The sequence below is a fragment of the Thiocystis violascens DSM 198 genome (genome assembly GCF_000227745.2).
Taxonomy (GTDB): Bacteria; Pseudomonadota; Gammaproteobacteria; order Chromatiales; family Chromatiaceae; genus Chromatium; species Chromatium violascens.
Genome location: NC_018012.1, coordinates 2,668,143 through 2,690,650 on the forward strand (window position 1 = coordinate 2,668,143; position 22,508 = coordinate 2,690,650).

Here is a 22,508-nt window from a genome sequence, read left to right on the forward strand (position 1 = left end):
CGACCCATGCACTGACGGCTTTCCCATGACCGAGCAGAAACCACGCGACCCGGATGCCCTTCACCGCCATCTGCATGACATACAGGATTTGTTGTCGCGCCAGCACCTGGTCGAAAACCTGATCCATCGTCAGCGCATGCCGCACCAGAAGCTGGTGGAATCCATCACCCACAAGCAGAACCTGGCGCGGCTGCGGCGCAAGCTCGACCGTCTGCATCCCGCCGACATCGCCTGTATCCTCGAAGCCCTGCCGCTCGCCGACCGACTCTTCGTCTGGGACCGGGTCCGCGCCGAGAAGGACGGCGATATCCTGCTGGAGGTGTCGGACGCGGTGCGCGCCACCCTGATCGAGACCATGGATTCGGACGAGATCAAGGCCGCCGTGGAGTCGCTGGATACGGACGAACTGGCCGATCTGGCGCCCGATCTGCCCCCGGACGTGATGCGGGATGTCATCGCCTCGCTCGATCAGGAAGAACAGGCGCAGGTCCGCGCCGCCATGGCCTACCCCGAGGACACCGTCGGCGCGCTCATGGATTTCGATATGGTCACGGTGCGCGAGGACGTGACCCTGGAGGTGGTGCTGCGCTATCTGCGCCGCTTCGAGGCGCTGCCTGACCATACCGACGCGCTGTTCGTGGTCGACCGCGATGACCGGCTGCGCGGCGTCCTGACCCTGGAGGCGCTGCTCATCAACGATCTGGAGAAAAAGGTCTCCCAGGTCATGAAATCCAAGTCCGTGGTCACCTTCGCCCCGGACGACGACGCCGGGGGCGCGGCCAAGGCGTTCGAGCGTTACGATCTGGTCTCGGTCCCGGTGGTCGACGCGACGCGGCGGGTGCTCGGGCGGATCACGATCGACGACATGGTCGACCAGATCCGCGAGGAGTCCGAGGCGGAGATTTTCAGTCAGGCCGGTCTGCGCGAGGAGGAGGATATCTTCGCGCCGGTGATCCGCTCGGTGAAAAACCGCTGGGCCTGGCTGGCGATCAATCTGATGACGGCCTTTGTCGCCTCGCGGGTCATCGATCTCTTCCAGGGATCGATCGAACAACTGGTCGCACTCGCGGCGCTGATGCCGATCGTCGCCGGGATTGGCGGCAACGCCGGCAATCAGACCGTCACCATGATCGTGCGCGCGATCGCCATGGGACAGGTCGAACCGACGGCGCTCTGGCGACTGTTGCGAAAAGAGCTGGGCGTGGCCCTGATCAATGGGGTGGTTTGGGGCGGGGCGATCGGAGCGGTGGCCTGGTGGCTCTATCGCAACCTGGAACTGGGCCTGGTGATGACCGCCGCCATGATCCTGAACCTGTTGCTCGCCGCCACCGCGGGGGTGGTGATTCCGCTGCTGCGTCAGCGTTTTGGGCGGGATCCGGCACTCGGCGGTTCGGTCATGATTACCGCGCTGACCGATTCGGGCGGGTTTTTCATCTTTCTGGGGCTGGCGACGGTGTTTCTGCTTTAAGCGATTTCCCGATAAAACTCGATCCTAATAGGGCGGCATGAGCGCATTGATCGGTCCGAATCCATCCAACACGGCTCCTCGGCATGAAACCTCATCGCAGACGCCCCCGTCGTCGCAACACCGCTTGGACGTGGTACACGAGTTCTCCGCCTTTGTGGCTGAGACGCTGGATCGGGAAAGTCTGCTTGAAGCGATCTTGGACAGTGCGTTGCGCTTGCCAGAGCTGGATGGAGGTGGGCTGTACTGGCGCGAGCCGAACGGCAGCTATCGGTTAGCGGTCAAACGGGGCCTCTCCGAGCGCTTCTTGGCCAAGGTCGACCGCCTGGCCGCGGATTCCCCGCAAGCGGACATCATCCGCCAGGGACAGTTGCGATGTAGCTGTACGTCCGCGCAGGATCCTTGCGCAGACGGGGCTCTTGTTCGGGAACCGGAGTTGATCGAAGAGGGCATCCATGCGTTGGTGGTCTTGCCCATCCATGCCGGTGGCGAACCCCTCGCCTGTCTCAATCTGGCCAGCAGGCGATTCGGAGCGGTCGAACGCTCGACTGTGACCACGCTGGAGACGCTGGCCCGTCAGTTCACCCTGGCCTTAGAGCGTTCGCTGGCGCAGCTCGCGGCCACTGGGCAGCGGCAAAACCTCGAAGGATTGTTCGAGGCCATCACCGACTACCTGTTCGTGCTCGATTCGCACGGGCGCATCCTGCACTACAACGCGGCGGTCGCCACCCTCGGTTACGGCGACCGCTTGCTCGGCAGTCCCATCTGGAGCATTTATCCATCCGAGACCCGCAACGAAACCAGGCGTCTGATCGCCGAGACGTTGGCCGGCGCGCGCGCGAGCTTCGCGTTGCCGCTCTTGACGGCCGATGGCAATCAGTTGATGGTGGATACCCGTGCCGTGATGGGCCATTGGAACGGCCGGCCGGCCATCATCGAGGTCTCGCGCGATATCACCGCCGAGCAGGCGATGCAGGAAGCGTTGCGGGAGCGCGAGGAGATCTACAGCCTCATCTTCAATCAGGCGGGTGATGGGATCGAACTGACGGACGCCGAGACACTGCGCTTTGTCGAAGTCAACGATGCCTCCTGTCGTCTCCTGGGCTACACGCGCGAAGAGCTGCTGGGGATGACCCTGTTCGACATCCGGGCCGACCTGGACGCAGCCAGCTTTCGCGAGTTCGCGACGCAGGTGCTCGCCACCACGGGCCAGATCCGCTTCGACGGCAAGCACCGTCGCAAGGACGGCGCCCTGCTCGATGTCCAGGTCAGCGTTCAGGCCGTGCATCTGCGCGGTCGCGACTGTTTCATCGGCGTCTGGCGCGATATCACGTCCGAGAAAGCCGCCCAGGTCGCCTTGGCCAATGAAACCGAGTGGCGGCGTGCCCTCATCGAGCACTCGGGCGATGGCATCGCCATCTTCGAGCCCGCCTTTGGCATCCTCGAGGTCAACCCGCGTTTCGCCGAGATGCAGGGCTGCGCGCCGCAAGATCTCATCGGCCTGCACCCCTGGGATTTCAACGCCGACCTGAGCGAGGCGGATGTCCGCCGTGATTTTTCCGGCCATGTCCCGGAGATCAACGTCACCTTCGAAACCCGCCATCGACGTCAGGACGGCACGGTCTACGATGCCGAGGTGAGCCTGCGTGGGGTGGAGATCAACGGGCGCCAGATCGTGGTCAGCATCGCGCGCGATATCAGTGCGCGCAAGGCGCAGCAGCGCGCGCTGGAGGAGCGCGAGGCCCTGTTGGCGGCCATGTTCGACCAGGTTGGCGTCGGCATCGATTTGCTGGACTTGGAAACGCTCCGCTTCGTCAAGTTCAATCGCACCTCGCATACCCTGCTCGGCTACAGCGCGACGGAGTTCTCCGAGCTGCGGTTGCCGGACATTCTGGCATCGCCCGTCGAGGTCTTCGAGCGCGTCTTCCAAGAGACCAACGCTGAGCTGAGGTCAGGCAAGGCCGTCATCCGGGAGGTCAAGAACCGGCGGCGGGACGGCCGCGTGATTGATGGTCTGGTGAACCTGCGCTTGATCCATCTTGGGGGGCGAGAGCACGTTCTCGCCGTCCGGAATGACATCACCCGGCAGAAGGCAATCGAGGCGGAGCTCGCGCGTCGCGATGAAATACTTGCAGCGGTGGCGAATCTGTCTCTGCTCTTTCTGAGGTGCAGCCAATGGACCGAGGTCATGGACGACGCGCTTGGACAGCTCGGCGTCGCGGCGCGGGTCAGTCGTGCCTATCTCTTCGAGCGCATCGTCGATGCGGATGGTTGTCCTCGGTGTCGCCAGTGTTTCGAGTGGTGTGCGGTTGGAGTCGAGCCGCAAATCAGCAATCCCCGCGATCAGAACTTCGCTTGGCAAGCACATGGGCTACTCAATTGGTATGACACCCTCAGCGGCGGCGAGCCCGTTTCCGCCCGCCGAGCGACCTATTCGGCTGCGGAGCGGGCGCTTCTCGAGCCCCAAGGCGTCCATTCCATCCTCCTAGTTCCGCTGTTCACCAATGGCGTTTTCCTCGGCTTTCTTGGATTCGACGACTGCGAGGAGGAACGTGAGTGGTCGCTCGCGGAGATCGCCGCGCTACGATCGTCGGCCGGCGTCATCTGTGCCGCGGCAGAGAAGGCGGAGGTCCAACGGCAACTCGTGGAGCGAGAACGGCGCTATACCCTCGCGACGGACGCTGGAAAGATCGGCGTATGGGAATGGGATCTGCGAACTGGCCAGGTACTCATCGACGCGGTCTTCAACCAGAGTTTGGGTTACAGCGCCGTCGAAACGGTGAAGAGCCTCGATCGATGGCTGGATCTCGTTCACCCCGACGATCGCAAAACCGCGGTGGCCATTCGACTGGGGGTCGAGCAACACAAGATTTTTACGTTCGACGAAGTCCTACGGATCGCCTCCCCAGACGGGCGCATTCTGAGCCTGGCATTTCGAGGAAGCCTGATGCGAGATCGCGCGGGAAGGAGCGTCAAGGTGTTTGGCACCGCCATCGATCTGACGGAAAGATATCGGATGGAGGACGACCTGAAGCGGGCCAACGAAGAATGGTCGAAGACGTTCGACACCGTCCCGGACGCGATCGCGATCATGGACAAGGAAGGTCGGCTCATCAAGACCAATCGAGCCTACGCGGAGCAAGGTGCCCCATGGATCGAAGATCTTCTGCACAGATTGCACTTCAACAGGTACGACGACACTCGGCCCGAGGGCGACCTCCGGAAGTGTTCGCGGAATGAGCGAGTCGACGTCACGGAAATCGCTGAAGACGCTTCGGCTGGTCTCTTTCGCATCACGACCTCAAGGTTGTATGACGACCAAGGCGGCTTGCGCAGCAGCGTCCATGTGATCCACGACATCACCGACCGTCAACGGGCCGAGCAGGCTCGCCTGGCTCGCCTCGAGGAGCAGCGAGACGTGCTGGTCCGAGAGGTTCACCACCGGATCAAGAACCACCTGCAAGGGCTCGTGGGGCTTCTGACGCAGAGCCTCGGCGAGCCTCGGGGCGGCTCCAGCGAAACGATCGACAAGGCCATTGCCCAGGTTAAATCCATCGCGGCGGTCTATGGGCTGCAAAGCCGCGAAGCGGGCGCGGACGTTTGTTTTATGGAGATGCTCGAGGCGATTCTGTGCAACGCTAGGGCATTGAGCGCGATTCCGATGGTGCTGAGCGGTGGGGGCACAGACATGGAGTCATTGATCGCCCGCGATAAGGCAGTGGCACTCGCCCTCGTCATCAATGAATTGCTTCAGAATGCGCTAAAATGGAGCACGCTTGGATCGAACAGCGAATCCGTGCGGGTGACTTGCGGAGACGAGGACGGCTCGATCCGTTTGACCCTCACCAACCCCGGCGTACTATCCAAGGATTTCGATTTCGGGGCTGGACGCGGGCTTGGCATTGGGCTCGAACTCGTGCGCGACATGCTCCCGCGGCAGGGTGCCGCCCTGACCATCGATCAAACCGATGGCCGTGTGATCGCTGTCTTGGTCGTGCGGCCGCCGCTACTTGTCGCAAGGAAGCCACTCACAGTGATGAACATGACGTTCGGAGTAAAAAACAAATGAAGACACCGACGCTCTTACTGGTGGACGATGACGAGGTTGTCCTAGCGACCTTTGGGAGGGGATTGCGGGATGCTGGTTTCGCGGTGAAGTTGGCCAGCTCTGGCGCCGAGGCGCTGATGACGGCACGGAGAGCGTCGCCCGATCTGGCGATTCTGGATCTGCGGATGCCCGAGATCTCAGGCACCGAGACCGCGGCCCTGATGCGGGAGATCGGTATCCCCGTCATCTTTCTGTCCGCCTACGACGACCATGAGTCTGTGGCGGAAGCCGCGCGCCAGGGCGCTCTCGGCTATCTGATCAAGCCCATCGATGTGGCCCGTGCGCTCCCCACGATCAAGACGGCCCTAGAGCGCGCATGCGAAATCCGAGAGCTGGCGAGACAGAAAGATCGCCTGACCGCAGCGGTCGGAACCGGTCGTGTGGTCAACGTGGCCATCGGGATCCTGATGGAGCGACACCGCATGGACCACCAGGAGGCGTTCGAAGTGATGCGCGAACGCTCGCGCAGAGAGCGCCGTAAGATCCGCGAGGTCGCCAGCGACGTTCTGGATGCCTGTTCTCTCGTCAACGCGCTCGGTCCACGCGAGAGGCCAAGCGACGGCGATGAGGCGGCCCCCACCGGACCTGCCGAACGCAAGCTCGGCAGGCCGGACCAAAGGTTTGCATGACCCGTCTGGATTGTTCGCTTCATCAGGCCATACCGAGGATTGAAGCCTCGTGCCGCCAACATTTGCAATTGCAGATTCGGTTTATTACTCTAGCGCCGGGCGTGAGGACTCGAACTAGAAAGTCCTCGCAATACCCTCTGACGCAATACCCTCTGACACCCCTTGCCCCCGGGTGCAAACATCTCCAACGACCGCTCCGCCCCCGCGGCCCACATCCCTTGCAGCGCTCGCGGCAATTGGGTCGAGGATGCGGCCGTGGTCCGTCTCATATCAGGTTTTTCCATCGGTGTCAGGCTGAGCGCGATCATCGTGATTGCGCTCCTTGGGGCCATCGCGATCGATGGCATCGCCGTTACACTGCTCTCCGATGCCCTGATCGGCGTTGGTCGGAGCCCGCTCGCCACGGAGGCGATTCAAGGACATCTGAGGCTCATTGCCGTCTGTGTGGCCGGACTGGCCGCTCTATTATGGTGGGCCGGTTGGCTGGTGACCCGCTCGATCACGGGGCCGCTCAATGAGCTGACACGTCTCCTCCAAGACGTCGTCGAGGATGGCAATGTATACAGGGCGGTCGCTTTGGACCGGCATGGCGCGACAGGACCATTGGTCACGGCCGTGGATCACCTGCTCGAACATCTTCGGCGCTTTCTGGTGCGCGTGCAGGATCGCGTGACCGATCTGGCACTGTCCGGCGACGCACTCTCATCGGCCGGGCTTCGCGTATCGCACCAGATGTCGACGCTCGACGGAGAGACCAGTCAGGTTGCGACGGCGATGACCGAGATGTCGGCTTCCGCCGAAGAAGTCGCCCGCAATGTCGAAACGGCGGCCGAGCATTCGCGCACGGCGGTCGCTCGGGCACATACGGGAAGTGAACTCGTTGGGCGCAGCCAGGTCGCCATCGGGAAACTCGCCGAAGACGTCCGCGACGCCAGCGAACGCACCCGTCAATTGGCCGAGGACGCCGAAAACATCCGCTCGATCGTCGATGTGATCAGGGGCATTGCCGAGCAGACCAATCTCTTGGCCCTCAATGCGGCCATCGAGGCCGCGCGGGCCGGCGAGGGTGGCCGGGGATTTGCGATCGTCGCGAGTGAAGTTCGCGCGCTGGCCGAGCGAACGCAGGCATCCACCAATGAGATCCAGCGACGGATCGAGCATCTGAACCTCGGAGTTCAGGATACCCTCGGCGTCATGCAGAGGTGTCTCGATCGAACGGGCCAAAGTCAGCAACGCGCCTTGGAGGCGCGCGAGGCGCTCGACTCCATTACGACCGCCGCAACGACGATCAGCACGCTCAACGGCGAGATCGCCAGCGCGGCCCTTGAGCAGAGCATGGTCTCCGAAGACATCAACAGAAATATCGTGAACATCAGCGCGATCGCGGGAACGACCGCCGAGCTTGCGGAAGCGTCGTCGAAACAGAACAGCCAGTTTGGCTCAATCCTGTCAGATCTCATCGAAACGCTCGGCGCGCTCCATGCGGGCGACAACTGGCATTACCAGCTCGCGGCGGCCAAGACCTCTCACCTGCTATGGAAGATTCGGGTGAGGGCCTTCCTCGATGGACATCTCGCGCTGGCGAGCGAAGAAGCCGTCTCTCATCACGAGTGCAAATTTGGGCGTTGGTTCGATAGCTTGGCGGCGAATACGATACCGCCGAGCCTCGCTCGGGCAATGAAACCTCATGAGCACTTGCACAATCTCGTGCGCCAGATCATTCAGCTCAAGCAAACGGGCTACACGAGCGAGGCGGAGCGTCTATTCGCCGAGCTTGACGAGGTCTCCGGCGTCATTCTCGAGCGACTCGATGAGGGAGGGGCTACACCAAAATGACCGAGCATCTGCGTGTGACTGCACGTGTGTTCTCGCACATGCGCGAGGCGGTCGTCATCACGGACGCGCTCGGCACCATCCTGGAGATCAACGCGGCCTTCACTACCATCACCGGCTATACCCGCGAAGAAGTGCTTGGCAAGACACCGCGCCTGCTTCGCTCTGGCCGCCATGATCCGGCGTTCTATGCGGCGATGTGGCAAGAGCTGCTCACGCTAGGATATTGGAGTGGCGAGATCTGGAACCGCGACAAGCGCGGCGAAATCCATCCCGCGCGTCTGACCATCAGTGCGCTGCACGACGCCCAAGGCTGGGCACATCGCTACGTCGGACTCTTCTCGGACATCCGGGCGCAGAAGGCCTATGAGCAGCACCTCGAGCATATTGCCTATCACGACGCGCTGACCGGGCTGCCGAATCGGGTTCTGCTGTCGGACCGGCTGCTTCAAGGCATGGCGCAGGTCAAGCGGCGCGGACAACGTCTCGCGCTCATCTACCTGGATTTGGACGGATTCAAAACGGTCAACGACAGCCATGGCCATGACGTCGGCGATCAACTGCTGATCGCCCTGGCGCATCGGCTCGGGCGCGTTTTGCGACAAGGGGATACGCTGGCCCGCCTGGGTGGCGACGAATTCATCGCCGTCCTCATGGATCTGGACGACGGCGAGGAGGAGAGCGCGCCATTCCTTAGGCGCTTGCTCGACGCCGCGTCGCAGCCGGTTCAACTCGATGAGGCCGTACTGCAGATCTCCGCCAGCCTGGGCGTGACGCACTACCCCCAAGTGGAAAACGTCGACGCTGACCAGTTGATCCGGCAGGCCGATCAAGCCATGTACCAAGCGAAGCTCGCGGGCAAGAACCGCTTCCATTGCTTCGATGCCGAGCACGCCTTCAACTTGAGAGGGCGCAATGAGAACGTCAAGCGCATCCGCGAGGGGTTGCAGTGCTGCGAGTTCGTGCTGTTCTACCAGCCGAAAGTCAACATGCGCACGGGCGAAGTGGTTGGCGCGGAAGCCCTGATCCGCTGGCAACACCCGGAGCGCGGGCTGCTGCAACCGATCCAGTTTCTCCCTGCCATCGAGGGGCATCCATTGGCGCTCGAACTTGGAGAGTGGGTGATCGCCAGCGCGCTCGATCAGCTCCGTGCCTGGCACGCGGAGGGCTTGGCCATCTCGGGGAGCGTCAACGTCGGTGCCTGTCAGCTACAGCAGCGCGATTTCGGCGAGCGGTTGGGGGCGCTGCTGGCGAGGCATCCCGATCTGCCGCCGGGCGCCCTCGAGATCGAGATCGTCGAAAGCAGTGCCTTGCATGACGTCGGCAAGGTGTCGGAGCTGATGCAGCAGTGCATCGCGCTCGGGGTGAACTTCGCGCTGGACGACTTCGGCACGGGCTACTCCTCCCTGACCTACCTCAAACGGCTCCCGGCGACCTCGCTCAAGATCGATCAAACGTTCGTGCGCGACATGCTCCAGGATCCCGATGACCTTTCCATCCTGGAGGGCGTGCTCGGCCTCGCCATGGCCTTCCAGCGGCAGACCATCGCCGAAGGCGTGGAAACACTCGAGCAAGGCAGGCTCTTGCTGCAGCTAGGTTGCGAGCTTGCGCAGGGCTATGGAATTGCGCGGCCAATGCCCGCGGGCGAGTTACCCGCCTGGGCAGCGCAGTGGCAGCCACACGCCTCTTGGACCACTACACGGCCAGTCAGCCGCTATGACCTGCCCATTGTTTTCGCGCAGGTCGAGCACGCGGCCTGGATCCGGGCCATCGACGACTTCCTGAGGCACGGCCTCGGGTCGCTCCCGGCCGTGCATCACCACGAGTGCCGCTTTGGGCGCTGGCTGCGCGGCGAGGGTGAGCTGCGTCACGGCGCGAAGCTGGTCTTCGGGCTGCTCAAGGATGAGCACGAACGCCTGCATGCGCTTGCGGCAAGGCTCTGGTTGCACAGGGAGAATGGCCAGGATCAAAAGGTCGTCCACGGACTGGCCGAGCTACACGTCTTGGGGGGCACCCTTAGTGAGCGACTGGCGGCGCTCATTGGGCCAGACATCGGCGAGAGCGACCGCGCATACTGACGGCCCGCCGAAACGCCCATGGGTCATTTCCTCCGTGCGCTGGCATGCCTGCAGCCACCGGCCTCGCGAACTATCAACAGCGGCTCTCGCCACAGCGGCCTGAGCCCCCATCCCCGCGCTGACGGGTGAAACGCTTCTTCCGGCGCCTTCATCTGCTCGGCCCTCCGCGCTTGCGCGCAAAGAATTGCTACCGTAACGCCCCCCCGCTTCTTAATTCGGTATATATATTGCTTTCTTGAAAAACAAAACCATAGCAGCAATTTCTTATGTTGCAGTGCGGCATGAGCCTGCGTAGCATCGACTCCTAAATATAAGCCGTTCTTCATGAGGTTCTTAAGGTGGCAGGTCAAGCAGCAGTCCGTGAATCCATCCAGGGGCAACCCTTCAACGACGTTCTCAACGAGCTCCATGCTCATACTTTTTCTGGTTCGCCGGGGGAATCCGATCCCTTCACCTTGAGCGAGCTGGAGCGCGAGTACATCGCCTATGCGCTAGGGCTCTATTATCAGTGCGACCATTGCCTGCAATACCATGGGCGCGTCGTGGAGCGCGTGCGCAAGAAGATCGACGCCCCGAAATGGGAATGGCAGGATGAGATCCTGAAGGTCGTCCTGTTCTTGCGCACGAGCCGGGCCAACGTGTCCCCAATGGAGTGGGATGGCTGGATCGATGCCTGGAGACGCTTCGCGATCCGCATGCACCATCATCATGAAGGGCTTTCCTGCAACATCGCCTACGCGGTCGGCATTGCGCGCGCCGACGAGCATTTGATGGACATCGCGTTCGAGTCGCTGGGATCCACGTATCAGGACAATGCAACGCTCCTGGGCGTGATTCGCGATATCGATCGGGTCGTGGTCTTCATGAAGGCCGCGACCTCGAAGAATCGAACCGATCCTATCGTTCGGAGGCAGTTGAAGACGCGCGGCGTCCACGTCTGATCCGCCGATCGGAACGCTCCCCGGAACCGTCGGGAATAACGCCGGTTCCGGTCGGTCGATCGCTTTCTTGTCGGTTCGCGAGCAGGTGTCATACTGAGAAACGAAGGTTGAGTTCACCCATCGAGGAGGACGAACGATGTTTCTCAAGCAGAGTTCCAGCGGAAAACTAGTCGAGGTCTTGAGTCAAAAAGACCTTTTCAATCCGATGCATCCGTTCATCGTCGGACGTTACCATGCCGGCGAGGAAGTGCAGGATCCGGAGCGATTCGAGAAGTGCGACCTTGTGTTTGTCTCGGACGAGTCCTTGCCGCGTTGCTGGACCGATGTGCATTATCGCGACGCAGCGGTCTATCGTCACGCCCAGAAAGCATCTTGAAACGAGGCGTTTCAACGCAGCGAAACCGCGTCCTTTTATGGACGCGGTTTCGCTTTCGCTTTTGCTTCAGATACTGTCGATCACGATCGGCGGCGGTTTGTGCGCGCCGCCGCCTTGAGCGGCGCTGCTCTCACCATCCGCCTTGGGCTTGGAATGTCCTCCGTCATCATCGGGTTCACGCATCGGACGGCCGTTCATGATGTCGTCGATCTGATTCCGGTCGATGGTCTCGAACTTCAGCAGGGCTTCGGCCATCGTGTGCAGCTTGTCCATATTTTCATCGAGCAAACGCTTGGCGCGCTGATAGTTGCGGTCGATGATGATCCGGACTTCCTTATCGATGGCTTGCGCGGTCTCTGGCGAAACCTGGCGGTGCTGCGTGACCGAGCGTCCCAGGAACACCTCGCCCTCGTCCTCGGCGTAGGCCAGCGGCCCCAGATGATCCGATAGCCCGAAGCGCGTGACCATGTTGCGGGCGATATCCGTGGTCCGTTCGATGTCGTTGGAGGCGCCGGTGGTGACGTGTTCGGGTCCGAAAATGATCTCCTCGGCCAGCCGTCCGCCGAACAGGCTGGAAATCTGACTCTCCAACTGACGTTTGCTCATGCTGTAGCGGTCGCGCTCGGGCAGGAACATGGTGACGCCCAACGCCCGTCCGCGCGGGATGATGCTGACCTTGTGCACCGGATCGTGCTCGGGAACCAGTCGGCCGACGATCACATGTCCGGCCTCGTGATAGGCCGTCAGCTTCTTTTCGGACTCGGACATCACGATACTGCGCCGCTCGGCGCCCATCATGATCTTGTCCTTGGCCTTCTCGAACATCGCCATCGCGACCTCGGTGTCGCCTGCGCGCGCCGCGAACAGGGCCGCCTCGTTGACCAGATTGGCCAGGTCGGCACCGGAGAAGCCGGGCGTGCCGCGGGCAATGGTCCGGGCATCGACGTCGTCGGCGATCGGCACCTTGCGCATGTGCACCTCCAGGATCGCCGCGCGTCCGGCGAGATCCGGGAGACCGACCACGACCTGACGATCGAAGCGGCCAGGGCGAAGCAGCGCCGGATCCAGTACGTCGGCGCGGTTGGTGGCCGCGATCACGATGACGCCCTCGTTGCCCGTGAAACCGTCCATTTCGACCAGGAGTTGATTGAGGGTTTGCTCGCGCTCGTCGTGTCCGCCGCCCAGTCCCGCGCCGCGCTTGCGTCCGACGGCGTCGATTTCGTCGATGAAGATGATACAGGGCGCGCTCTTTTTGGCCTGCTCGAACAGATCCCGCACCCGCGAGGCGCCGACGCCGACGAACATCTCGACGAAGTCGGAGCCGGAGATGCTGAAAAAGGGCACCTTGGCCTCGCCGGCGATGGCGCGCGCAAGCAGTGTCTTACCGGTGCCGGGAGGGCCGACCATCAGAACGCCGCGCGGAATCCGTCCGCCAAGGTTGGTGAATTTCGCCGGATTGCGCAGGAAATCGACCAATTCGCCGACTTCCTCTTTGGCTTCTTCCACGCCGGCGACATCGCGCAGCGTGACCTTGACCTCGCCCTCGGCATGTTGGCGGGCGCGACTCTTGCCGAAATTGAAGATGCCGCCCGCGCCGCCACCGCCGCCCGCGCTCCGTCGCATGAGCCAGACCCAGACCCCCGCCAGCAGCAGGAAGGGCAGCCAGGCGAGCACGAGTTGCATGAAGATGCTTGGCGATGACGGCGGTTCCGCGCGGATCGTCACCGACTGCTTGAGGAGATCGCCGATCAATCCGGGGTCGCCCGGATCGAAGGTCTCGAAACGCGAACCGTCGGTGCGAACGCCCTTGACCGTCTGGTCCTGGATGGTCACTTCCCGGATCGAGCCGTCGGTCAATTCCTGTAGAAATTGACTGTAGCTTAACGAGCGCGATTCGATGTTCTCTGGAGAGGTCATGCTGTTGAGCATCATCACCAACCAGAAGGTGACGGCGACCCAGAGCAGGATATTCAAAATCTTTGCATTCATTCTAAAGCTTACCTCGTGGATCCGCGCGTTGTTCGGCGCGGTTGGTCTTGCCGCAACTCTTCAACGATAGATCGGGTCGGGGACTGAAAAACCAACCGAGAGTGGGGCACTTCGCTGAGTTTACCGGAGATGACCGGTTTGTTGCGTGATTGATTGACCGTCCGGCCTCGGTACGCAATCCGGCGATGACGCGCGCGCCTCACAGGATTCCCGCCCGCGCGGCATCCTGGATCAGCCCATCCAAGCCGTATCGACCACATTTGTAACCGGCGAGACGGACGGCGCGGGCGACCGCCTCGCCGGGCGGAAGCCCGCGCAACAGACCGTCGATGACACCGGCGTTGAAGCAGTCTCCGGCGCCGAGCGTGTCGACGACCCGTTCCGGGCGCGGCTGAGTGCAATGTAGGAGGTCGGCGTGACGGCGTTCCGGACGCGCACGGCCTGGCTGGCGTCGACGCCATGGCAGGCGAGATCCGCGAGGATCGCGGCGCTGGCGGGATCGTCGGCCAGGGTGCCGGCCCAGCGGCAGCGATGTCCGAATTGCGCCAGCAGGGACAGACTGTTGGTGACATTGCCGCCCCGCGCCCGGCGTTGAGACAGGGCGCGAATCTCCGCGTCCTCGGCCGGATAGGCGTCGACCTCGTTGATCAGATCCAGGGTGGCGATGCCGACGCCGAGGATGCGACGCGCGGCGGTCGGGGGGCGAATCGGTGGCGTATCAGACATCGCGTGCGATGCGGAAACCCAGCATGTCGAGCCTGGTCTCGGGCGCGAAGTGTCCGCGCACATGGGTGCGCATGGACGACGAAGGCTTGTTGAAGGCGCCGCCCCGCGCGACCCGCGCCGTACAGTCTGCCCCGCGCGCATGAGAGGCGCCGAGTCGCGCGCGCCCATCGCTCGGCGCCCCCTGATAACTGGGGTAATAACAATCCGCGACCCACTCCATGGCGTTTCCGGCGGTATCGTGGAGACCGAATGGATTGGGCGGAAAGCTCCCGACCGGCGCGGTGGAGCGATTGTCCCATTGGCTGCCGCAATCGAAGCAGACCGCCCGGCCCGGTTCCAGGCCGGAGCCCCACCAGAAGGATCGGGTACCGCCGGCACGGGCCGCGAATTCCCATTCCGCCTCGGTGGGCAGGCGATAGCGTCGACCGGTCTCCCGCGACAGCCAATCGACATAGTCTTGAGCATCCCGCCAACTGACGCCGACCACTGGCCGGTTGCCGCGTCCCCAGCCGAAATCCTCGGGCAGCGACCGACCGGTCGCCCGCGCGAAGCGGTCGTAGTCCTGATAGGTCACCTCGTTGACGCCGATCTGGAAGGGGTGGATCCGGACCTCGTGGGCCGGGCTGAAATCCTCGCCAGAAAGACTGTTCGCGCCCATCCGGAAGACGCCGCCATCAAGCACGGCGAGCGCCGGGGCAAGCGCGCCGCCGCGCAGCCGATCATGCCGAATGGGCGGCGGTTTGGATGGCGTCGGGGGGGGGCGCGTGGGTGTCTCGTCGACAACCGCCGGCGCGGCCTCGATCCGTGCGCCGACGGGCGTCGACGGCACGACGACCGCTGGCGGAGAGGCGCGAAACCATTGCCTAACCTCGGCCAGCCGGAGGTCGATCCGATCCCGGATCAGATAGAGGGACAGGCCCGCGGACAAGGCCAGTACGGCGAACAGGATCGGGTATCCCGTCCGTCGCCAGAGCGGGATCCTGGTTGGCGTTGTTCGGGACGAGGTCGGCGCGATTGGCGGCGGCGGGGCGATGGCGGTCGGTGTCTTGAGGCGTTCCGCCAATTCCCGTTTCAGCCGTTCCACCTCGCCCACCGCGTCCTTCAGCGAAATCTCCTTGCGCTCCATCTCCTGCTTCAAACCGTCGAGCGCCAGGTTATGGTCTTCCAGTTCGTCCTCAAGCCGCCGACATTCCTCGGTGATGTGATCGAGCGCCTGCTCCTTCGCCTCCAGGGTCTGTTGCAGGACCGTCATTTCCTGCTGCATGGCCAGGTGCTCGGTGGCGGTGGCGACCGAGCTGTCGGTCTCGTGCACGCGCTCGGCAATGCGCAGATTGAGACGCATGACTTCCTGCTCCGCTTCCCTGCGCATTTGCTCCAGGGTTTTGCGCAGCGTGGCGGTTTCGATGTCGTGGTCGCGGTTCGCGTCGATTGGTTTGGCCATCCTGAAGGCATCGCTGTGTGCCGTCGTCCAGTGCCGAGGCGGCCCGGAGAACAAGCGGCGTGATTGGTGACATGACCTGTCCGGTCACTTAATCACGAGACGCGATCCGAGTCCACTCCCGGCGCCCGGTTGGCGTTCGCGCTGCCGGCCTTGAGGAAATGGCCCCTGGCACCCCATCTTCATTGCGTCATGGTTTCCGGTTAATCTGTGGCTTTACCGCATCGCCCGCGCGCCCCGTCGGCGTCTGGCGCAAGACCAGGATCGCCCGAACCCGGCCCGTCGCGCCGGATGCGGTTTCATCGAATCGAGGAGTCTCCACCCCATGGCCCTGCCGTTCAAGGAACACCCCCTGCGCCACCAGGGCGTCGCCGAGCTGCACGCGCGTACCTACGAGTCCCTGCGTGCCCCGGAACGGGTCTCGCATATTGCCGCGATCTGCGGCGAGCGGGGCAGCGGCCGCAATCTCCGGCATCTGTTCAAGCTGCTCGATCACTATGGCCTGCCCCGTCCGGAGACGGTCGAACAGCACTACTTCGCCGTGCTGGGCGACATCCGCATGCGCTGGGAACGCCACACCGAGTTCGTGACCTACACCTTCAGCAAACCGGGCGCCTATCGGCATCCCTTCGCCTATCCGGTGCTCTATGAACTCCCTCAGGAGTGGCTGAGCGAGCTGCCGGGCGAGGTCGTCACGGCGGTTTCGCTCGCGCTCGAATCGCGCGACATGCCCGAGCGCGGCGGCGAGGAACTGAGCGAACTCTTCGCGGGCAATGCCGTCATTGGCTCCGAAGTGGTGGGCGGCGCGGCGCGCGCCTGGTCCGATCTGCGCATTCATAGCGACGGTTTTTCGCGCATCCTGCTGCGAGACCAGGGGCTCTCGGACAACCAGGCCGGTCGACTCGCCAAACGCTTTCTGGAAATCAACTCCTACCGGGCCATGTCACTGCTCGGCTTGCCCGAGGCACGCGAGGCGAACGCGATTCTGAGCGGCGCCGACCGTCGGCTGGTGGGGGTGGCGGCACGCATGACCGATCCGGACGATGTCGGGCGCGGCGTTCCCGATGCGGAACTGCTGGCCGAGTTGACCACCCTGGCCGCCGAGATCGAAGCGGTCGCGGCGCGCACCAGCTCGCGTTTCGAGGCATCCCGCGCCTATTATGGTGTCGTTCGGCAACGGCTCGATCAGTTGCGCCAGAAACGCATCGAAGGTTTACAGACCTTTAGCGAATTTCTCGACGCCCGTCTGGCCCCGGCGATCGCGACCTGCAACTCGACATCGAAACGCCAGCAGGATCTGGCCGAGCGTGCCGCGCGCCTCACCAGCCTGCTACGCGCGCGGGTCGAGGTCGGTCTACAGGAACAGAATCGGAGCTTGCTGATGTCCATGAACCGACGCGCGCAGTTACAACTGCGCTTGCAGGAGACCGTCGAAGGACTCTCGGTGATCGCCATCGGCTACTACGGGGTTGGGCTAGTCGGCTATCTGCTGAAAGGTCTGGAAGGTCATGGCCTGCCGATCGAGGCCGCCTATGCGACGGGTCTGGCGGCACCGGTCGTGGTCCTCGTCGCCTGGCTCGGCATCCGGCGGATGAAGGCGCGTCTACTCAAGATGGAACACGTCAACGATTAAGGCGGCGGTCGCTTGACAGCGAGCGATCACTCCGGACGCGGTTTAACGAAGGGCCGCAGGGTCATCTCCCCGCCCGCCAGAACCAGTTCCATGTGTCGCAGATACGACATGCCGAGCAACACCTGTTCGCCTTGCATGTTCGGCAGCACGGTCGCCTTGACCTGACTGGCGACCAGACCGCCCACGTCGACGCTGTCGAGTTGGGCGGACCAGCTCTGGACGTTACCGTTGCCGGTCTTGCTGATCACGCCCGGACTCAGCGGCAGATTCAGCCGCCGCGCCACGGCATACGGCATGCAGACCTCGGCGGCCCCCGTATCCACCAGAAATTCCACCCGTTCGCCATTCATCCGCCCGCCAACCACGAACTGATGGACGTCATTCTGCTTCAGAACCACCTGCGGGAGCCCCGAGACTCCCGGATCGGCGATCGGATTCGGGTTGGGATACCCAAGACGCTGCGTGTGGCTCACCACCAGCACGAGCAGGCTGCCCAGGACCGTCAAGAGCGACAATCCCCGGTGTCGGTTGACCCAGGAGAGCGGAGTGGACCAGGTGCGTTTCGTGAGCCAGGGACGATTCAATGCGCTGTTTCCAGGTTGGGGGCGGACGTGGGCAGGGGCGTCGCATCGGCGAGTCCAATCCGCTCCGCCAGGTTCAGAAAGTCGGCGGGTTTGAGGGCTGGAGCGCACAAAAAACCCTGAAACTCGTCACAGCCGGCGGCCAGCAGAAAGTCCCGCTGGGTGTCGTTCTCGACGCCCTCGGCGATCACCCGCAGTTTGAGCGCGCGCGCCAGATTGATCACCGCCGTGGCGATCGCGGCGTCGCTCTCGTCGTCCGGGAGATCGCGCACGAAAGAGCGGTCGATCTTCAGCCGGTGGAGCGGAAAGCGCTTCAGATAGGCGAGGTTGGAATAACCGGTGCCGAAATCGTCGATCGCCAGCCGCACCCCGAGCGCGACCAGCGCATCGAGACGGACCAGGGTGTCGTCGACGTTCTGGATCAGGATCGACTCGGTGAGTTCCAACTCCAGTCTGCCGGGAGGCAGACGACTGGCCGCCAGCATGTGCGCCAGGGACGCGATGAAAGTCGTCTGTTGAAACTGGACCGCCGAGACGTTGACCGACATCGTCAGCGCGATTCCCTGGAGATGCCATTGCTCGCCCTGGCGGATCGCCTCGCGCAGCACCCAATCGCCAAGGGCGACGATGAAGCCGGTTTCCTCGGCGATCGGGATGAACTGGCCGGGCGAAATCTCGCCCAGTTCCCGATCGCGCCAGCGCAGCAAGGCTTCGACGCCAATCACCCGGCCGGTGCGCAGATCGACCTGCGGCTGGTAGGCGAGACGAAAACGCTGCTCGGCCAGCGCCTCGCGCATCGCATGATCGAGCTTCATACGGGTCAGCAGATCGACGTTCATCTGCGGCCGATAGAAACGAAAATGACCGCGGCCGCGCTCCTTGACATGGTACATCGCGCTGTCGGCGTTTTTGATCAGGTCGTCGGCGCTCTCGCCGTCGTCCGGATAGAGTGCGATGCCGATACTGAAGGTCAGCGAGAACTTCATCCCGTCGATCGCGAACGGTTGGGTCATGACCTCCAGCAGCCGGCGCGCGGTCTGCTCCGCGCCAAACTCGCTTGCCTGATGCAGCAGCAGCACAAATTCGTCGCCGCCGAGCCGGGCGGTGGTGTCCACCTGACGCAGACAATGCGTGATGCGTTGCGCCACCTCGATCAACACGCGGTCGCCGAAGATGTGCCCGAGCGAGTCGTTGATCTGCTTGAACCGATCGATATCGATGAAGAGCAGGGCGAAGCCGGTGCGTTCGCGTTGCGCGAGATTGATGGCGAATTCGAGACGTTCGGTGAGACGAAAGCGGTTGGGCAGTCCGGTCAGGGTGTCGGTATAGGCGAGTTGCTCGATGCGCTGGCGTGCCGCGACCGCTTCGGACAGATCCTTGACGAATCCGACATAGTGAAAGGGCGCGCCCTCGGCATCCAGCACCCGGACCAGCGAAACCAGGCACGGAAACGTCAGGCCCGTTTTGGTGCGTTGCGCGATTTCTCCCTGCCAGAAGCCGTCGCGGGCCAGGGCATCCAGGATGGCGCGGTGGGGACGGTCGCCAAGCCAGAGCTGGAGCGACTGGGTGAGCGCCTGTCCGGCGAGTTCGGCCGAGCGGCAGTCGGTCATCCGCTCGCAGGCCGGATTGACGGCCATGATCCGAAACTCCGGATCGGTCACGAAGATGGCGTCGAGGCTGGCCTCGAAGACCCGGTTGGCGAGCGTGAGGCGCTTTTCGTCGGCCAGCCGCTGGGTGATATCGCGAAACGAATAGACGCGGCCGATGGGATGGCCGCGCGCGTATTGCGGCAGGGTCACCCGCTCCAGAACCGTTCCGTGGCGCAGCGCGAGCACATCCGACGCCTCAAGCAGAGGGTCGTGGCCGATCGCCGCGATGCGCGCGGCATACTCGCCGGGATCCAGCACCGACCGCGCCATCCAGCCATAGACTCCGGCATCGTCGCGTTCGGTGAGCAGCGCCTCGGGCAGCTTCCACATCTCGGCGAAACCTTGATTGAAACCGCGGATCGCGCCGTCGAGATCGGTGACGAGGATCCCGTCGGCGGTCGATTCCAGGGTCGCGCGCAGTTCGGCCACCAGTTTTTCCAGCTCGTTCTCGACCGCGCGCTGCTCGCTTTGGTTGGCGATGCCCACCACATAGAAGGAGAGACCGTTGGCGCATTTCACCCGGCTGACCCGGCGTAACACCGTGACCAAGGTCTGATCGCGATGGCGCAACAGGGTCTCCGATAGCAGATGGTCGGCTCGCCCAGCGGCCACGTCTTCCCAGAAAAAAAGATCTTCCGGGGTGCATGCCAGATCGATCACCGGCCGTCCGACCATGGTTTCGCGGGTCATCCCGAGCAGTTCGACGGCCACGCGGTTCGCGGCGACGATGCGCAGATCGAAGGGGTCGACCAGCCAGACCGCCTCGATCAATCCCTCGATGAGAGCCTGCCAAAGGTCGACACAGTCGGCAATGCCGGCGTCCGCGGCGAGCGCATGATCGGGCGATGGGCTCGACATCCGGCTCATCGGCTCCCCCGGCGGTCCAACGGATTGCGCGCGCGTTCGAAGAAATAGCAGATGCGCTGACCGGGCGAGAGATAGTCGAAGACGGCGCGCGGCAATTGATCCGGCTTCAGGCTCCGGCGGATCCCCAACGCGGGTTCGTCTTCGAGATCGACCACCAGCGCATCGTCGCGCGGGATCCGCGGATCATGGATAAGCACCCGTGGCTTCAAGGGGCGCGACGAGTTCACCGAGACCACCAGCGCATGGCGGCCATCGGTGAGCACAACCATCGAGCCGGGCGGATAAACCCCCATCATACGGATGAAGACGCCGAGGATGTCCGCGTCGAACTTCTGCCGGAACTGCGCGAACATCAGCGACAAGGACTTGTGCGGGGTGATCGCCGCGACTGGATTGGCCGGATTGCAGAGATTGTCGTAGTAATTGACCAGCCCCAGGATGCGCGACGCCTGCGTCAATGACTCCCCGCTCAACTGCCGGGGGAAACCGCTGCCGTCGACATATTCGTGATGTTGGGCGATGATCCCGCACGCCTCCGCCTCGATGCCCATCCGCGCCGCTAGTTCGACCCCGTGATCGACGTGCTGCTGAAAGAGTTTGCGCTCGGCGGCGTTGAAACCGTCGTCGCGCCAGCGTAAACGCTCCGGCAGCTCGATCTTGCCGATATCGTGCAGCAAGGCGCCGAGACCGAGCAGCTTCAGCGCCGCGGCGTCGAGTCCCAGGCTTTTGCCGAGCAGCAGCGCGATGGCGGTCACGTTGATCGCGTGCAGCGAGGATTTCTCGCCGGCCTTTTCCGAGAGCAGGCGGATAAAGCATTCGCCTTGATCGAGCAGCTTGCCGACCAGATCGTCGACCATGGCCTCGGCCCGCTCCCGCGCCGGCTTCGGTTGGGTTTGCACGAGCTTGAGGATGTCGCGGAAGGTGCGCGTGGCATCGGAAAACTCGCGTTCGCAACGCGCCAGGCTCGCCTGCTGGTCGAGCAGGCGCTGACGGCGCTCGGCGGTCGGCGAACGCGCCTCGCCAGCGGTGTCGGCCGCTGTCGAGGCGGTGTCGGGCGTCGCCAGGTCGCTGTGTTCCGGCGACCAGCGCAAGCGCTTCAGACCCAGACCGCGAATCGTCTCGATCTGGCTGTCCGAGACGATTTTGAAGTTATTGAGGGCGAATGGATGCCCGATCCAGCCGAGATCCAGATAGATGTACATGCCGACGCGGAGTTCGTCGACATCGATAAAGCGCGCCTGGTGATCGCTCACGTTTCAAGTGCCTGTAGAGGGTCGATGTCAGGGAGCCCCGTTTACGCAAAAGACCAGCGTGTCCGGTACTCCGAGGCTTCACTCCTGACCTGTCCGTGATTCAATCGGAGTTGATCATGCATCCGGTCTCTACTCTACAGCAAGTTGCACGCGAAGTTGGACTCACGGCCATTCAGTTAAGCCGTTCGTGGTGAGGCACTCGAACCACGAACGGCTTAACCGAATGGCCGTGGAGGTTGAACTGGAAGCGCGGACCGGGCACCGAACGCGCATGACGCGCATCTCATTCATGCCGGCGCAGCGTGAGCGTACTGCCGCGCTGAATCAGTTCCAGATGCTTGAGGTAACTCATGCCCAGCAGCACCTCGCCGCCGGGCATGTTCGGCAGCACGCTCGCGCGCACCCCGCGCGCGACAAGTCCGCCCAGATCGACCTGATCGAGCCGCGTGCTCCAGGTCTCGACGGGGCCATTCGCGGTCATGCTGACGCCGCCAGGGCGCAGCGGCAAGCGCAGACGCTGCGCCAGATCCAGTGGGAGCGCCACGTTCGTCGCCCCCGTATCGACCAGAAAGCGCACGGGCACGCCGTTGACCGAACCGCCCGCGACATAGTGACCGGCGCGATTGCGTTGCAGCACCACCTGGAGAACCCCGTCCCGAGTCTGGGTCAGGGCCGGATCCGGGTTCGGGTTTTCCTGCCGCTCGATCACGGATTGGAAGAACAGCGCCAGCAACGCAAGCCCGGCGATCCAGGCGCCAAACAGCATCGCCCGTCCGAGACGCGAGGGCAGATCGTCGAGGTTCGGGTTCGGCCGTAGGTCGTTCATCCGCATTCCAGGAGTCGTCGCGCTGGTGTCGAGGCAAGGATCGGAAAGACGAACGGAAGCCAGGAACGGTCTTTCATTGAAGATCTCTCCTGCATGATATAAGCATGCGCCGGTAA

General features: G+C 63.2%; 15 protein-coding genes and 1 pseudogene. 8 read left to right on the forward strand and 8 right to left on the reverse strand.

Annotated elements, in window-relative coordinates; genetic code table 11:
* Positions 1-25: 25 nt before the first annotated feature.
* The 7 genes from mgtE to THIVI_RS11850 all read left to right on the forward strand — a co-directional run bounded on the left by mgtE (position 26) and on the right by THIVI_RS11850 (position 11,430).
* The gene (mgtE, locus tag THIVI_RS11820) at positions 26-1,468 is read left to right on the forward strand and encodes a magnesium transporter (protein WP_014778826.1); all 1,443 of its coding nucleotides are present in this window, start codon (positions 26-28) and stop codon (positions 1,466-1,468) included.
* Positions 1,469-1,622: 154 nt separating this feature from the next.
* Positions 1,623-5,534, forward strand: a complete 3,912-nt coding sequence (locus THIVI_RS11825; protein WP_169315571.1) for a PAS domain S-box protein — start codon at positions 1,623-1,625, stop codon at positions 5,532-5,534.
* Positions 5,531-6,202: an ANTAR domain-containing response regulator gene (locus THIVI_RS11830; protein WP_014778828.1), complete on the forward strand. Its 672-nt coding sequence runs from the start codon at positions 5,531-5,533 to the stop codon at positions 6,200-6,202. Before THIVI_RS11825 ends, THIVI_RS11830 begins: the two co-directional genes overlap by 4 nt.
* Positions 6,203-6,364: 162 nt before the next feature.
* Positions 6,365-8,038 carry a methyl-accepting chemotaxis protein gene (locus THIVI_RS22805; RefSeq protein ID WP_052315019.1) on the forward strand — a complete coding sequence of 558 codons (1,674 nt, stop codon included), beginning with the start codon at positions 6,365-6,367 and terminating at the stop codon, positions 8,036-8,038.
* A complete protein-coding gene (locus THIVI_RS11840; RefSeq protein WP_014778830.1) occupies positions 8,035-10,113 on the forward strand; it encodes an EAL domain-containing protein in 2,079 nt (692 codons plus the stop codon). Before THIVI_RS22805 ends, THIVI_RS11840 begins: the two co-directional genes overlap by 4 nt.
* Before the next feature lie 455 nt (positions 10,114-10,568).
* Positions 10,569-11,054, forward strand: coding sequence for a hypothetical protein (locus THIVI_RS11845; RefSeq protein ID WP_245537260.1), 486 nt, complete (start codon positions 10,569-10,571; stop codon positions 11,052-11,054).
* A gap of 136 nt (positions 11,055-11,190) precedes the next feature.
* Positions 11,191-11,430 (forward strand): hypothetical protein, encoded by a 240-nt coding sequence (locus tag THIVI_RS11850; protein ID WP_014778832.1) that lies wholly within the window; start codon positions 11,191-11,193, stop codon positions 11,428-11,430.
* Positions 11,431-11,496: 66 nt separating this feature from the next.
* On the opposite strand, the gene ftsH is transcribed toward THIVI_RS11850, so the two are convergent.
* From ftsH to THIVI_RS11865, 4 genes and pseudogenes are all read right to left on the reverse strand, one after another.
* Positions 11,497-13,419, reverse strand: a complete 1,923-nt coding sequence (ftsH, locus tag THIVI_RS11855) for an ATP-dependent zinc metalloprotease FtsH (RefSeq protein WP_014778833.1) — start codon at positions 13,417-13,419, stop codon at positions 11,497-11,499.
* A gap of 199 nt (positions 13,420-13,618) precedes the next feature.
* Positions 13,619-13,960 carry a PfkB family carbohydrate kinase gene (locus tag THIVI_RS26170; protein WP_217161034.1) on the reverse strand — a complete coding sequence of 114 codons (342 nt, stop codon included), beginning with the start codon at positions 13,958-13,960 and terminating at the stop codon, positions 13,619-13,621.
* Positions 13,864-14,208: pseudogene (locus tag THIVI_RS25775) on the reverse strand (hypothetical protein); the annotation flags it as partial. The gene THIVI_RS26170 and the pseudogene THIVI_RS25775, both read right to left, overlap by 97 nt.
* Entirely contained in the window at positions 14,138-15,586 is a 1,449-nt protein-coding gene (locus tag THIVI_RS11865; RefSeq protein ID WP_014778835.1) for an SUMF1/EgtB/PvdO family nonheme iron enzyme, read from the reverse strand. The pseudogene THIVI_RS25775 and the gene THIVI_RS11865, both read right to left, overlap by 71 nt.
* Positions 15,587-15,908: 322 nt before the next feature.
* Between THIVI_RS11865 and THIVI_RS11870 the strand changes: the two genes are divergently transcribed.
* A complete protein-coding gene (locus tag THIVI_RS11870; protein WP_014778836.1) occupies positions 15,909-17,216 on the forward strand; it encodes a DUF3422 family protein in 1,308 nt (435 codons plus the stop codon).
* A gap of 26 nt (positions 17,217-17,242) precedes the next feature.
* On the opposite strand, the gene THIVI_RS11875 is transcribed toward THIVI_RS11870, so the two are convergent.
* The 4 genes from THIVI_RS11875 to THIVI_RS11890 form a co-directional block, all read right to left on the reverse strand.
* Entirely contained in the window at positions 17,243-17,800 is a 558-nt protein-coding gene (locus tag THIVI_RS11875; protein ID WP_014778837.1) for a retropepsin-like aspartic protease family protein, read from the reverse strand.
* A complete protein-coding gene (locus THIVI_RS11880) occupies positions 17,797-20,304 on the reverse strand; it encodes a sensor domain-containing protein (RefSeq protein WP_014778838.1) in 2,508 nt (835 codons plus the stop codon). Before THIVI_RS11880 ends, THIVI_RS11875 begins: the two co-directional genes overlap by 4 nt.
* Before the next feature lie 5 nt (positions 20,305-20,309).
* A complete protein-coding gene (locus tag THIVI_RS11885) occupies positions 20,310-21,566 on the reverse strand; it encodes a cyclic di-GMP phosphodiesterase (protein ID WP_014778839.1) in 1,257 nt (418 codons plus the stop codon).
* Between the two features lie 283 nt (positions 21,567-21,849).
* On the reverse strand, positions 21,850-22,392 hold the full coding sequence (locus tag THIVI_RS11890; RefSeq protein WP_014778840.1) for a retropepsin-like aspartic protease family protein: 543 nt from the start codon (positions 22,390-22,392) through the stop codon (positions 21,850-21,852).
* Positions 22,393-22,508: the final 116 nt, after the last annotated feature.

Excerpts from the sequence above, each read along its gene's own strand:
- mgtE (WP_014778826.1), top strand. The coding sequence starts at position 26 with ATGACCGAGCAGAAACCACGCGACCCGGATGCCCTTCACCGCCATCTG.
- THIVI_RS11830 (WP_014778828.1), top strand. The coding sequence starts at position 5,531 with ATGAAGACACCGACGCTCTTACTGGTGGACGATGACGAGGTTGTCCTA.
- THIVI_RS11840 (WP_014778830.1), top strand. The coding sequence starts at position 8,035 with ATGACCGAGCATCTGCGTGTGACTGCACGTGTGTTCTCGCACATGCGC.
- THIVI_RS11850 (WP_014778832.1), top strand. The coding sequence starts at position 11,191 with ATGTTTCTCAAGCAGAGTTCCAGCGGAAAACTAGTCGAGGTCTTGAGT.
- ftsH (WP_014778833.1), bottom strand. The coding sequence starts at position 13,419 with ATGAATGCAAAGATTTTGAATATCCTGCTCTGGGTCGCCGTCACCTTC.
- THIVI_RS11865 (WP_014778835.1), bottom strand. The coding sequence starts at position 15,586 with ATGGCCAAACCAATCGACGCGAACCGCGACCACGACATCGAAACCGCC.
- THIVI_RS11870 (WP_014778836.1), top strand. The coding sequence starts at position 15,909 with ATGGCCCTGCCGTTCAAGGAACACCCCCTGCGCCACCAGGGCGTCGCC.
- THIVI_RS11880 (WP_014778838.1), bottom strand. The coding sequence starts at position 20,304 with ATGTCGAGCCCATCGCCCGATCATGCGCTCGCCGCGGACGCCGGCATT.
- THIVI_RS11890 (WP_014778840.1), bottom strand. The coding sequence starts at position 22,392 with ATGAACGACCTACGGCCGAACCCGAACCTCGACGATCTGCCCTCGCGT.